We start from the raw sequence: 12876 nt of genomic DNA, 5'->3' as shown, positions 1-12876 counted from the left end.
CCAGCCATGCCCACCAGGGCAGGGCCAAGGAATACGCCAAGCCCAAGGATGCGTTGACATCACCATGACCTACCTCAGCCCGTTGCTGTCCCTGCCCGGCGCGGTCGCCGCTGGCGCCCCCGACCAGGGCACCGCCTCCCACTACGGCGACCCCTTCAGGGAGCAGCGCGCGTTGGCCCGCGGCACCGCCGTCGTCGACCTGTCCCACCGCGGCATCGTGACGGTCACCGGACCGGACCGCCTGAGCTGGCTGAACACCCTTTCCTCCCAGCTCCTGCTGGGGCTTCAGCCGGGCAGCAGCTCGGAAACCCTGCTGCTGAGCGTGCAGGGCCGGATTGAATACAACGCCCGGCTGGTCGACGACGGGATCACCACCTGGCTGATCGTCGAAGGCTTCGAGGCACCCGGCATGGCCGCCTGGCTGGACCGGATGAAGTTCATGCTCCGGGTCGAGATCGCTGACGTGTCAGATACCTGGGCGGTTCTGGGTGCCGTGAAACCTGTTGTTGGGTTGTCCGAACGCCTCGTGTGGGTGGACCCCTGGCCCCACATCGCGGACGGCGGCTACGGCTACTCGGTGGTGACCGAGGAGGATCACCCCGGGCTGGAGCGCCCCTGGTTTGAGTACCTGATTCCGCAGGCAGAACTCGCGGAGACCGTCGCCACCCTCGGTGAGGCCGGGCTGAGCCTCGCTGGCGCGATGGCGTCCGAAGCCCTGCGTGTCGCCGCGTGGCGCCCGCGGGCCGGAGCCGAAACCGACGAGAAGACCATCCCGCACGAGCTGGACCTGATTCGCACCGCAGTGCATCTGAACAAGGGGTGCTACAAAGGCCAGGAAACTGTGGCCCGGGTACACAACCTGGGGCATCCACCCCGACGCCTGGTCTTCCTGCAGCTCGATGGCAGCCAGCACACCCTCCCCGCTGTGGGGAGCGCCGTCGTCGCCGGTGGACGTACCGTCGGCACGGTCACGTCGGTGGCCCAGCACTACGAGATGGGGGCGGTGGCACTCGCCGTCGTCAAACGCTCGGTTGACCCGCTGGGTGACCTGGTGGTGCAGGATGGCGACGAGGTATACGCCGCGTCGCAGGAGATCATTGTGGCGCCCGATGCCGGCCAGGTGGTGGGACGCGCCACCGGCTTCCTCAAGGGGCGCAGGTAGGCATGACGGAGGCGAACCCGCCAGACGGCGGCGCGGATCAGGCAATACAGCTGGCCCACCAGCTGTTCGATGCTGCCCGCACCGGCGACGCCGCCACGCTGAGCCGTTACCTCGACGCGGGGGTCCCAGCGACGCTGACCAACAGCGCCGGCGACAGTCTCCTGATGCTCGCCGCGTATCACGGGCATGCAGGCATCGTGGCAGATCTTGCCGGGCGGGGCGTTGATGTCAACGCGGTCAACGACAAGGGTCAGACGCCGCTGGCGGGGGTCGCATTCAAAGGCTACCCGGACGTGGCCGAGGCATTGGTCGGCGCAGGCGCCGATCCCGACCAGGGCCAGCCCACCGCGCGGCAGACCGCACTGATGTTCAACCGCCAGGAACTTCTCGACCTGTTCGGGCCGGCCTAGCCGTTTGCCGGCAGCAGCACGCTGGTCTGGCTGCCGCACCCGGTGAAACCGGCCCGCAGCGCGGTCCTGATCGACGCGGTGTTGTCGGTCCGGGCACGCCACTGGGGGACCAGGCCCGCCGCCATGGCGTCCTCGACGGCCACTTTCGCGATGAACGAGGCATAGCCCTGGCCCCGCTTCTCGGGCGCCGTCAAGACACCGAGATGGGCCAGGATGCCGCTCCAGATGTCGAAGCCCGCCCCGGCGAAGGGTGCGGGAGGAGCGGAGGAATCGTCCACCAGGATGGTGAGATGTTCCAGCTCACTCAGTCCCACCTCGGCGGTGTCATCGGGCGGGCACAGCCGCTCAAGGTCGACGGCGAAGGCCAGGTCATCGCTCACTGCCACGTCGTCGCGGGGCTCGAGGGTCGGCAGGCTGTCGCAGAAATACAGGTTCGCTTCGCCCAGGCCGCGGCCCCCGTGGTCCCGGGTCAGCCGCAGGAGGGTTGAGTGGCTGGCGAGGACGTCGCCGTCGAGCCCGGCTGCCGCGTCGAGCGCCCAGCCGGGTCCCACGAGGGCTTCCTCACCGAACAACCGCACAAAGGTCAGCAGCTCCGCGTCGTCGTCCCTGCGGTAGATCCGCTCACCCGCAGCCCCGGCGAACGCAGTGTCGTCGAGTTGCAGGAGCCGGGACCACCCGAGCTGGATGATTGAGACAGTGCCGGGATCGAGTTCCATTCAGGCAACGTTAGCCGAAGAGGATGGCCGCTTCGTCATACCGGTGCTGGGGGACAACCTTCAGGTTGCCCAGGGCGGCTTCGAAGCCCACCCGGGCAATTTCGGTGCCCTTGAGGGACACCATTGTGCCCCAGAGCCCGTCCACCACTGAATCGACGGCCGCCATTCCCAGACGCGTCGCGAGAACGCGGTCGAACGCCGACGGCACCCCGCCGCGTTGGATGTGACCCAGCACCGTGGCGCGGGTTTCGATCCCGGTCCGGGACTCGATTTCCGGGGCCAGCTGGTCGGCGATCCCACCGAGCCGCGGCCGGCCGAAGGTGTCGAGGCCACGCTCGGAATGAGCCTGGTCCAGGTGCGCGGGGACGAACCCTTCCGCCACGACGACCAGCGGCGCGCGGCCACGGTGATTGGCTTCGGTCACCCAGTCGGCGATCTGCTCCAGGCTGGTCTGCTGCTCAGGGATAAGGATGGCATGGGCGCCGGACGCCATCCCGGCGTGCAGGGCGATCCAGCCCACGTGGCGTCCCATCACCTCGGCCACCATGCACCGGCTGTGGGATTCGCCGGTGGTACGCAGCCGGTCGATGGCTTCGGTGGCAATCTGCACTGCCGTGTCGAAGCCGAAGGTGTAATCGGTGGCATCGAGATCGTTGTCGACAGTCTTGGGAACCCCGACAATTTTCAGGCCCGCGTCGGTGAGCCGCTTGGCTGCGGCGAGGGTGCCTTCACCGCCGATCACGATCATCGCGTCGATGCCGAGGCGTTCCAGGGTGGCCTTGATCGCGTCGGGTCCGCCGTTCCCTTCAAAAGGGTTGGTGCGGGAGGTGCCCAGAATGGTGCCGCCCTGCTTGGAAATACCGCGGACAGCACTTCGTGGGAGGTCGATGATGTCGCCCTCCACCACTCCACGCCAGCCGTCGCGGAATCCGACGAACTCAAGGTTGTGGGTCTTGATTCCGTTGAGGACTGCTCCACGGATCACTGCGTTGAGTCCTGGACAGTCGCCGCCGCTGGTGAGTATGCCGATTTTCATGTGGAGCTGGGTCCTTGCAGATGGGGGAGGGTGAACAGGTCAGAGCGCCCCGTTGAGCTCAACTATGATTCTAAACACACTTTAGGTGGCAGGCCCCTATCGCGCGCCGGGCGAGGTCCCGTGCAGAATGCCGCGTTCCATCGCCACCACCACTGCTCGCGTCCGGTCATCGACGTCCAGCTTCGCAAAGATCCTCAGCAGATGGGTCTTCACCGTGGTTTCAGCGATGTAGAGCCGCGCTGCAATGTCCGGGTTGCTCAGACCCTGGGCCACGCACTGGAGCACCTCCCGTTCGCGGGGGGAGAGCGCTGGCGGCTCGGGTGCGCGCAGCCTCGACACCAGTTTCGCGGCGATCGGCGGCGCGAGGACCGTCTCACCGCGGGCTGCTGCAAACACGGCGCTGATGATGGTGTTCCCGGGAGTGTCCTTGAGCAGGTAGCCCACAGCGCCGGCCTCAACGGCCCGCACAATGTCCGAGTCACCGTCGTAGGTGGTGAGGACCAGCACCTTGGTCCCGGGCCGGGCCGCAAGAATGCGTGCGGTGGCGTCCGCCCCGTCCAGGAGGGGCATCCGTAGGTCCATGAGAACGACGTCGGGCGCGACGGCGGCTGCTGCTGCAACCGCTTCCTCCCCGTTGGCGGCCTCGGCTGCGACCACGATGCGGGGGTCGGTGGAAAGCAGGTTGATCAGCCCTGCACGCACCACAGGGTGGTCATCAACCACCAGGAGGCGCACGGTATCGGCGCCGGTCGGGTCGGGTGGCGTTGTCCCGGGGTCGGTGGGATTCATGTGGCCTCCGCCGGCGCGGGATCGTTAAGCGCCGGTGTGGCACTGTCGTGCGCTGGTGCTGGCAAACCGTCGTCGTGCCCGGTCACCGGAACCGCCATCCTCAGGGTGGTTCCCCGGCCTGGCGCGGACGAGACGTGCAGGGTGCCGCCGATTTCGTCGAGCCGGGCGCCGATGGACTTCAGCCCGTAGCCGGAGGTGTCGCCGTGCGGGTCAAAGCCGCTGCCGTCGTCGGTGACGGTCAGCAGTAACTCGGACCCAGAGCGCAGGAGGTCGAGGTGGGACTGGGAAGCCGCTGCATGCCGCCGGACGTTGGTGAGTGCCTCCTGCGCCGAGCGGAGCAGGGCAATCTGCTGGTTGGAGGTGAGGGGCGGTAGCCGGTCGGGCAGGGTGCAGGAAGTCTCGCAGCCGGACTCGGTTGCCGCCGACGCCAACCGGTCAAGCGCTCCGAGCAGGTCGCCGCCCTGCAGCTGGGAAGGCCCGGTGGACGCGATCAGGGCGCGGGCCTCCTGCAGGTTTTCCCTGGCGGTGGCGTTGATGGACGCCAACCGGGCCGCCACCGTGTCCGCGGTGCTGCTGTCCAGCCGGGTGGTGCGCAGCTGGGCCAGCGCCGCTTCGGAGAGCATCACCACCGAGGTGAAACCCTGGGCGAGGGTGTCGTGTATTTCGCGTGACATTCGTTCCCGCTCGGCCATCGCACCCTGCCGTTGGTCAGCGCGCTGGAGTTCAACGCGGGCGGCGTCCAGATCGGCCAGGAGCTGCGCCCGGTCCTCACTCTGGTCGATGATCTTGTAGATCCAGAGCCCCAGCATGGTCGATGCCAGGAAAGACAATCCCGCCTGCAGGCCAATCCCGGTCAGGTCTTCGGATGACCCGCCGAAACGGACCAATTGCCCGATGGCTACCGCCACGCAGATTGCAGCGGTGGCGATCAGGCCACCCCGTGCGCTGGCGGAGAACATCCAGATCTGGGGGAAGGCGACGAAGAGGAGGATAGCCCCCGAGCCCGGGAGGAAAGCAAGGAATCCGACCACGAGGATCAGTAACACCACATACGCTTGCGGCCGCCAGGTCTGGAGGTGGCATTGCCGGGTCAGGAAGGGGTAGGCGGCGGCCAGCAGTGCCATCGCGCCGATGGTGGTTGCGCTGATGGTGGGGTCAGCCTCGCCGTTGATGACGACGAGGACCACCACGGTCAGCGCCGTGTAGAAACCCACGTGCCACCACTTCATGCCGTGGATCCACACCGAGTTCTCTGGCATGAGCTTCTCGGTCCGGCCCGGTTTCACACTCATGGACCCAGCCTACGACTGCCTGGACAGCCACGGGAGCTGCGGGTCACTTTTGTGGTGGCCATTTGAAGGTCAGCCGCGTCAGGACCAGCCCGACGATCAACCAGAGGGCGATGACCACGGCAGACATACCGAGTGCCCAGGTCTGGCCGGGTTCGGCAACCTCGAATTCGGCGGGCAGGAAGACGCTTCGCATCCCGCTGGCGGTCCAGCGGAGCGGGGTCAGGCTGGCGAACGTCTGTAGCCATTCGGGAAGCTGGGAGTACTGGAAGTAGACGCCGGAGGTGAAGGACAGGATCAGCACCGGAAGGACCGCGAGTGTTGAGGCGCTCTCGGCGGACTTCGCGATACAGGCGAAGGCTATCCCGACGACGGCCCAGGCGGCAGTCGCTCCCAGGAGGAGCCACGCGATGGTCAGCCATGCGCCAAGCGTTGTCGGGAGGTCAACGCCGAGCAGCAGGGAGCTGCCCAACAGAAGGATGGTGGTCTGCCCCACGATCAGGTAGAGGGTCACCCCCATTTTGCCGATGAAGTAGGACACCACAGGTAGCGGTGTTCCGGCCAGCCGCTTGATGCCGCCGTTGAACCGGTCCGCTGCCACATAGCCGCTCAGGTTCTGAAACCCGCTGAGGATGGTGCCGAGCGCCACCATGCCGGGCAGGAAGTACTGTGCAGGGGTGACTTCGGCCCCTGGGGGGCCGAAGGTGGGCTGGTCGCCAAACACCGTCCCGAAGAGGCCCATCAACACCACGGGAAAAAACATGATCAGCGTCAGGGAGAGACCGTCGCGGTTGAAGGCCCTGATCTCGGTGACGGCTCGGCGGGCGCCGAGTGCGAGCGTGCTGGGCCGCCAGGATGTCGGTCCCGCGGGTCTGGTGGTGTCGATGGTGGTCATGCGTGAACTCCTTCAGGAATGGCAGCCGCAGCAGCGGCGTCGTCGTGCTGGCGCAGCAGCTCGAGGTAGACGTCTTCAAGGCTGGGGCGGATCACTTCGAGGTCCGCGGGCTCCCGGGTACCGCCGTCGGTCAACCGGTGGATGAGTGCTCCTGGTGAGGTGGTGAGCTCCTCGTGGGAGCCTGCGTCGTCGGTCCAGCGGACGCGGGGGGTCCTCAGGTCCGGCCCACCCACGGTGTCCGCGGTGCCCGCGGCGATGATCCGGCCGGACGCGATGATGCCGAGCCGGTGGGAGAGCTGCTGGGCCTCGTCGAGGTAGTGGGTGGTGAGCACAATGGTGGTGCCTGCGTCGCCGAGGCTCCGGATCAGGTCCCAGAACCTTCGTCGGGCCGCAGGGTCGAAGCCGGTAGTGGGTTCGTCGAGGAACAACAGTTCAGGGTTCCCGATCATCCCCAGGGCGACGTCAACCCGGCGGCGTTGCCCGCCGGAGAGCGATTTGATGAGCGCCCCCGCCCTGTCCTCGATCCCCACCGCGCTCATGACCTCGTCAACCGGGCGCGGGTTGGGGTAGAAGGCGGCGGCATCCTTGAGCGCCTCGGACACTTTGAGGGTCCCCATGTCGGTGGCCTCCTGCAGCACAATCCCGATGCGTGAACGGAACTGGGCTGGAGCCTTATAGGGATTCTGGCCCAGGACGGTGATCCGCCCGGACGTCGGTTTGCGGTGACCCTCAAGGATCTCAATGGTGGTGCTTTTCCCTGCGCCATTGGGGCCCAGCAGGGCGTAGGTCTCGCCGGTGCCGATGGTCAGTGACACGCCGTCGACGGCGAGGAGATCGGCCGTCTTCGGCTGCCGGTAGGACTTCGTCAGCGAGTCGACGACGACGGCGCTCGCCGGTGCCGGAGGGGGTGCGGAACCTGGTGTCTCGGTGCGGCTGGTTGCAGCTGGCTGTTTCATAGCACCAGCGTGTCACTGGGCCCGGTCCCAGCGACAGGTCCGGTAGAACGAGTGACGGTGTCCTGCTGAAGCAGGACACCGTGCCCGGTCAGTTGCTTGAGATCATCTTCTGCAAGGCGATGGTGCCGTCGGTCTTGGGAAGGAGCAGCCACAGGATGCCGTACATCGGGATGCTGATGAACGGCAGGAGGAAGCTCAGGAGGATACCGATCCGGACATAGGCTACCGGCCAGTTGAACTTGAGTGCGATACCTGAGGCGATACCGCCAAGCCATCCGCCGGGGGCACGTTTGATGGGTGATGAGCGAAGGATGTCAAAGAATTTTTCCATGATTTAGGCTAACCCGTTTCGGTAGTGGAGTGGTGAATTATTGTGTTGGACGCCGGGCAGGGGCGGCAGCCGGGGCTGTCGCCGCGGATCGGGCTGCTACTTGCGGCTGGCCATGGAGACCAGGCCGCCGACCACCAGGGCTACGCCGGTGCCAACCAGCAGACCCATCAGCACCAGACCGGTGTCCAGATTGATGTCGACAAGCTGCGACACCAGTACCAGGACTCCCACGGCGATTGCTATCAGCCCCCAGACCACGGTTCCGGTGCGAACTGACCTGTCGCCGTCGTCGTTCCTGGTGGTGTACTCGGGTGTGCTCATCGCGAGATGCCTCCTACGTCTTCAAGTTCGGTCTGGCTGGCGGCCACAGTGGTGTGGCTCATGGCGCCGCGGATTTCGAGGATGATCGATGGTCCGGAGGCGTTTTCGTTCAGGTCGATTTCGGCGGGGTGCCACATGCCGCCGGCCGTTGCCTCCTGGCCGTTGTCCACAGTGCTGAGGGCTCCGAGGGCGGTTGAGGAGCGCACCTGGACCGGGACGTCGTCGGGAATCAGGATGCCGACGTTTCCGGCGAGTGAGTTCACGGGGACCACCACGTCGGCGTCGAGGTTGGTGAGGTTGCTGAGGTCAACCGTGCCCTGGCCTGCAACTACTGTGTATCCCTCGCTGGCGGGCTCCTCGGTGGTGGGGGTCCAGACGGCGCTGCTGCCGACAGTGATTGTCCCGGTGGCGAAGGTTGAGCCGGCGACCACTGTTGCCACGATGCCGACTCCCGCCATGAACCCGAGGAAACCTGAGGTGCGTCCACGAAGGCCCAGCGTCACGATGCCCAATCCCACCAGGATCAATCCAGCGGCGATCGCCACCGGGATCACCGAGGTGCCCAGGTTGAGAATTCCGGTGTAGTCGAGGGCCAGGACGGCGCCGACGGCGATGAGCGCGCCCCCCAGATAGAGGGCCAGTTCGGCACCGCTCGGTTTGGGGACTGGGGGTTTCTGCGGCGCCGGCGGAATGTGTCGTGGAGGCGGGAGCGGCGGCAGCTGACTGTACAGCGGCGGTGGGGTCAGCGTGCCCGAGGCGCGAGCCGTCCCCGGTTGGTCGGCGGCGACCGTGTGGGTTGAGCTGGTGTGGGTTCCGGTGTGACTGGTGCCGTCGTCGGAGCTCGCTGTGCCCGAGTCGTCCGACTTCCTGTTCGACATGGTGACCGCCACATAGATCCCGAAGATCACGGCGCCGATCCAGAAAATGGTCCAGAAAAACGCTCCGCCGCCACCGTCGGCGAAGAAGGGAAAGTTGGGACGGCCGATCCCGGCGATCGTCAGGATCAGCGCTCCGGTCATACCCGAGGTCCAGCTGCCTTGCGTTGCGGATTCGACGTGGATCCGTCCGTCGGGTTCCGGCAGCAATGCCCAGGCCAGGCCGTACAGCAGAATCCCGACGCCGCCGAAGATGGCCAGCAGGATAAACCCTCCGCGGATCAGTACCGGATCCAGGCCGGTTCGGGCGGCGATTCCGCTGGCAACGCCGCCGATCCAGCGGTCCTGGCCCCTGACAATGCCGAGGCCGCGAAGCCAGGCGAAGAAGGTGGTGGACGTCCCCGGTGAGGATCGGGCGGTCTGAGGCGGCAGTTGCCCAGCCGTCGGCGATTCGCCTGGCCCGTCCGCTTCGTGACCGGCACCAGTGCGGGGCGCCCGCTCAGGTTGGGAGGCCTGCCCGGGTTGAGGGGAGTGGTCGGCCGGTGGCTCCGGCTGAGGGTCATTCGGGTCCTGATGCGAGTTCATACCTCAATCCTGTCGGCAGGGGAGGCGGGTTGCTATCGGGGCCTACCCTGATCTCTCCCTGAGCGGCGTGGGACTTTCCCTGAATCCCGCACCAGTCGGCGAAGGATCATGTTTGGATTAGGTCATGAGACCAGCCCTGCTCCGTTCCAACGATGCGATGATCGCTGGGGTGTGCGCCGGACTCGCCGCCCACCTTGGCATCACGGTCAATGTGGCACGGATCGGCATGGCGGCGCTGGCACTCGCAGGCGGTGCAGGGATCTTCCTGTATGGCTGGTTGTGGGTGCTGGTCCCTACCCAGGAGGAACAACTCCGTCAGGGGCCCACCCGGGTGGGCCCCCGCCTCACCTTCTCCAGGTCTCAGGACCTGAGCGGCGCCCCCGGCGGGCCCGCAGGGAGCTCACCGGGCACCACAGCCGGCTCCTTTGGACGTTCTTCGAGCCCGACGGCGATCCCCGCGGCTGGGTCGAAGAACCAGGCTCATTCCCTGATCGGCAAACGCGAAGTCCTGCTGGGCACAGCGCTTCTGCTGGTGGCAGCGGTGGCGATTGCCCAGCAGCTCGGCGCCAATCTTCCCCTCGACACCCTGCTGCCGGTCGGCGTCGTAGTGGCTGGCGCAGTGCTGGCCTGGACCCAGCTGGATGAAAGCCGCCGTGCCGGCCTGATGAACCGGGCAGGGGCCTCGCAGGCCGGGGGACTGGCCCGTCTGATTGCCGGTCTGCTGCTCGTGACCGTGGGCGTGCTGATCATGGTGTCCGGGTCCATCTCCTGGGAGCTTACCTGGTCAACCCTGGTGGCTACCGGCGCGGTGCTGGCTGGGGTTTTTCTGGTGCTGGCGCCGTGGGGACTCAAATTCTGGCGGGATCTCGAAACCGAACGGTCAGGGCGGGCGCGGGCGACTGAACGCGCGGAAATAGCAGCGCATCTGCACGATTCGGTGCTCCAGACCCTCGCCCTGATCCAGAACCGTGCCGGCTCGGAACAGGATGTGGTGCGGTTGGCCCGCGCACAGGAACGCGAGCTGCGGAACTGGCTGTACGCCGACGCCGCCCACCAGTCGGGAAACCTGGCGGAGCGGATCCGGGCCATCGCCGCGGAAATCGAGGACAGTTATGGCACCCCAGTCAACGTGGTGGTGGTTGGCGATACGGCGCTCACCCAGCGCCAGGAAATCCTGGCACAGGCTGCTCGTGAAGCCGTCCTGAATGCGGCCAAGCATGCCGGCGGCACCATCTCCGTCTATCTTGAAGCCGGGACGTCCGGGTCGACGATCTTCGTCAGGGACCGTGGCAGCGGGTTCGATCCAGAAGCGATCCCCGAGGACCGGATGGGGATCAGGGTGTCCCTGCACAGCCGGATGAATCGACACGGCGGCAAGGTGTCGATCCGCAGCAGCGCGGACGGCACCGAGGTTAAGCTGGAGATGCCCCACGAGGAAGCAGATGGTGCCCAGTGAATAATTCCGAGCAGCCGGTCACCGTTGTGGTGGTCGATGACCACGCCATCTTCCGCTCCGGTCTGCGAGCAGATCTCGACGACAGGATCGCTGTGCTCGCCGAGGCCGCCACCGTTGAGGAAGCGATCACTGTCATCCACGAACATCGACCGCGGGTGGTCCTGCTGGATGTGCACCTGCCAGGCGGAACCGGCGGCGGCGGCGCTGAGGTACTCGCAGGCTGCGCCGCCCTCCTCGCCGACACGCAGTTCCTGGCCCTGAGCGTGTCCGACGCCGCTGAGGACGTGGTGACGGTGATCCGGGCCGGTGCCCGCGGCTACGTGACGAAGACTATTTCCGGCGCGGAGATTTCCGACGCCGTCCTCAGGGTCGCGTCCGGAGACGCAGTGTTCTCGCCGAGGCTGGCAGGGTTTGTGCTCGACGCTTTCGGCACCGCTGCTGTGGCGTCGGTGGACAGTGAGCTCGACCGTCTCTCGGCCCGTGAGCTGGAGGTGATGCGCCTGATCGCCCGGGGGTATAGCTACAAGGAAGTCGCGAAAGAACTGTTCATCTCGATCAAGACAGTTGAGACCCATGTGTCGGCCGTCCTGCGCAAGCTGCAGCTGTCCTCCCGGCACGAGCTCACCCGGTGGGCTGCCGAGCGGCGGTTACTCTAACCTGCCGGTCGCGTTACCAACGTCTCGGGGCAATACAGCTAGCGTGCGGTACCGAGGAACTCCTGCAGACGCCCGACGCCGGTGGCAAGATCAGCGTCGCCCAGCGCGTAGGAGAGCCGCAGGTAGCCGCTGGGTCCGAACGCCTCGCCGGGGACTACTGCTACCTCCACCTTGTCGAGGATCAGTGCTGCCAGTTCCGCCGACGTCGCCGGGCGGACGCCGCCGATCTCCCGTCCCAGCAGGGAACGCACGTCGGCGTACGCGTAAAACGCGCCCTTCGGGACCGGGCATTCCACCCCATCGATCGCGTTCAGGCCCTCAACCATTGCCCGACGACGGCGATCGAACGCTACCTTCATCTCGTGCACTGCGGTGAGGGGGCCAGCCACTGCTGCCAGCGCCGCCATCTGGGGCACGTTCGACACATTCGAGGTGGCATGGGACTGCAGGTTTGTGGCCGCCTTGATCACGTCTTTCGGGCCGATCATCCAGCCCACCCGCCACCCCGTCATGGCATAGGTCTTCGCCACCCCGTTGAGGATGACCATCCGGTCCCCGATGGCCGGTGACGCAGTGGCAATAGAGGTGAACGGGACGCCGTCGTACGTCAGGTGTTCATAGATCTCATCGGTGACCACCCACAGGCCACGCTCGGCAGCCCAATCGCCTATCTCCTTGACCTGCTCCGGGCTGTAGACAGCGCCGGTGGGGTTGGAGGGCGAGACAAACAGCAGGATCTTGGTGCGAGGGGTCAGAGCCGCCTCCAGCTGGTCAACAGTCACCAGGTAGCCCTGCTCAGGGCCGGCAAATACTTCCACCGGGACGCCACCGGCGAGGCGGATTGCCTCGGGGTAGGTGGTCCAGAAGGGGGTGGGAACCAGCACCTCGTCGCCTGGATCGAGCAGGGTAGCGAACGACTCGTAGACGGCCTGCTTGCCACCATTGGTGACGAGCACCTGTGAGGGGTCGACGGCGTAGCCCGAGTCCCGCAGCGTCTTCTCGGCGACAGCCTGCTTGAGCTCCGGCAACCCACCCGCCGGCGAATACCTGTGGAACCGGGGTTGACGTGCTGCCTCGATCGCGGCATCCACGATGTAGCCGGGGGTGGGGAAGTCGGGTTCACCGGCCCCGAACCCGATGACCGGGCGACCTGCCGCCTTCAGGGCCTTGGCCTTGGCATCAACAGCCAGTGTGGCCGATTCGGCGATGGCTGCGATTCGCTGGGAGATCCGCCGTGCTGGCGCATTCGCGGTGGCCTGTGGCTGGGCGGCAGGGGTGGCAGTCATAGTGTTCCCTTAGGGTTGGTGGTGCTGTGGACTGTGACGTGATTCCAGCTTAGGCCGTTGTCGCCGTCGGGCAACGACGCCGAACCATCCTGTTAGGCGGTGGCTGCCGGTCC

General features: G+C 66.4%; 14 protein-coding genes. 4 read left to right on the top strand and 10 right to left on the bottom strand.

What is annotated here, in order from left to right; all coding sequences use genetic code 11:
- Positions 1-64: 64 nt before the first annotated feature.
- Complete coding sequence (gene ygfZ / locus IWX62_RS13965; protein WP_196842023.1) at positions 65-1162, top strand: CAF17-like 4Fe-4S cluster assembly/insertion protein YgfZ; 1098 nt, start codon at positions 65-67, stop codon at positions 1160-1162.
- 2 nt (positions 1163-1164) lie between these two features.
- Entirely contained in the window at positions 1165-1572 is a 408-nt protein-coding gene (locus IWX62_RS13960; protein WP_196842022.1) for an ankyrin repeat domain-containing protein, read from the top strand.
- Here the strand turns inward: IWX62_RS13960 and IWX62_RS13955 are convergent.
- The 9 genes from IWX62_RS13955 to IWX62_RS13915 all read right to left on the bottom strand — a co-directional run bounded on the left by IWX62_RS13955 (position 1569) and on the right by IWX62_RS13915 (position 9365).
- Positions 1569-2288 (bottom strand): GNAT family N-acetyltransferase, encoded by a 720-nt coding sequence (locus IWX62_RS13955; RefSeq protein WP_196842021.1) that lies wholly within the window; start codon positions 2286-2288, stop codon positions 1569-1571. The two genes, IWX62_RS13960 and IWX62_RS13955, sit on opposite strands and share 4 nt — an antisense overlap.
- Positions 2289-2298: 10 nt before the next feature.
- Positions 2299-3324, bottom strand: a complete 1026-nt coding sequence (locus tag IWX62_RS13950) for a 6-phosphofructokinase (RefSeq protein WP_196842020.1) — start codon at positions 3322-3324, stop codon at positions 2299-2301.
- A 96-nt stretch (positions 3325-3420) separates the two neighbouring features.
- Positions 3421-4113, bottom strand: a complete 693-nt coding sequence (locus IWX62_RS13945; protein WP_196842019.1) for a response regulator — start codon at positions 4111-4113, stop codon at positions 3421-3423.
- Positions 4110-5405 carry a sensor histidine kinase gene (locus tag IWX62_RS13940; protein ID WP_196842018.1) on the bottom strand — a complete coding sequence of 432 codons (1296 nt, stop codon included), beginning with the start codon at positions 5403-5405 and terminating at the stop codon, positions 4110-4112. Before IWX62_RS13940 ends, IWX62_RS13945 begins: the two co-directional genes overlap by 4 nt.
- A gap of 43 nt (positions 5406-5448) precedes the next feature.
- A complete protein-coding gene (locus IWX62_RS13935) occupies positions 5449-6297 on the bottom strand; it encodes an ABC transporter permease (protein WP_196842017.1) in 849 nt (282 codons plus the stop codon).
- Complete coding sequence (locus tag IWX62_RS13930) at positions 6294-7253, bottom strand: ABC transporter ATP-binding protein (RefSeq protein WP_196842016.1); 960 nt, start codon at positions 7251-7253, stop codon at positions 6294-6296. Before IWX62_RS13930 ends, IWX62_RS13935 begins: the two co-directional genes overlap by 4 nt.
- Before the next feature lie 88 nt (positions 7254-7341).
- Positions 7342-7584: a PspC domain-containing protein gene (locus tag IWX62_RS13925; RefSeq protein WP_196842015.1), complete on the bottom strand. Its 243-nt coding sequence runs from the start codon at positions 7582-7584 to the stop codon at positions 7342-7344.
- A gap of 96 nt (positions 7585-7680) precedes the next feature.
- Entirely contained in the window at positions 7681-7905 is a 225-nt protein-coding gene (locus IWX62_RS13920; RefSeq protein WP_196842014.1) for a hypothetical protein, read from the bottom strand.
- The gene (locus IWX62_RS13915; protein WP_196842013.1) at positions 7902-9365 is read right to left on the bottom strand and encodes a PspC domain-containing protein; all 1464 of its coding nucleotides are present in this window, start codon (positions 9363-9365) and stop codon (positions 7902-7904) included. Before IWX62_RS13915 ends, IWX62_RS13920 begins: the two co-directional genes overlap by 4 nt.
- A 124-nt stretch (positions 9366-9489) precedes the next feature.
- Here IWX62_RS13915 and IWX62_RS13910 point away from each other — a divergent pair, with 124 nt between their 5' ends.
- Together IWX62_RS13910 and IWX62_RS13905 are read left to right on the top strand one after the other, a co-directional pair.
- Entirely contained in the window at positions 9490-10821 is a 1332-nt protein-coding gene (locus tag IWX62_RS13910) for a PspC domain-containing protein (protein WP_196842012.1), read from the top strand.
- The gene (locus IWX62_RS13905) at positions 10818-11477 is read left to right on the top strand and encodes a LuxR C-terminal-related transcriptional regulator (RefSeq protein ID WP_196842011.1); all 660 of its coding nucleotides are present in this window, start codon (positions 10818-10820) and stop codon (positions 11475-11477) included. Before IWX62_RS13910 ends, IWX62_RS13905 begins: the two co-directional genes overlap by 4 nt.
- 38 nt (positions 11478-11515) lie before the next feature.
- On the opposite strand, the gene IWX62_RS13900 is transcribed toward IWX62_RS13905, so the two are convergent.
- Positions 11516-12763 (bottom strand): pyridoxal phosphate-dependent aminotransferase, encoded by a 1248-nt coding sequence (locus IWX62_RS13900; RefSeq protein WP_196842010.1) that lies wholly within the window; start codon positions 12761-12763, stop codon positions 11516-11518.
- Positions 12764-12876 lie beyond the last annotated feature (113 nt).

The organism is Arthrobacter sp. CAN_A1, from assembly GCF_015751665.1.
Lineage (GTDB): Bacteria > Actinomycetota > Actinomycetes > Actinomycetales > Micrococcaceae > Arthrobacter_D.
The sequence above is the reverse complement of the archived record's forward strand: the minus strand, read 5'-3'. Positions and strand labels throughout refer to the sequence as shown.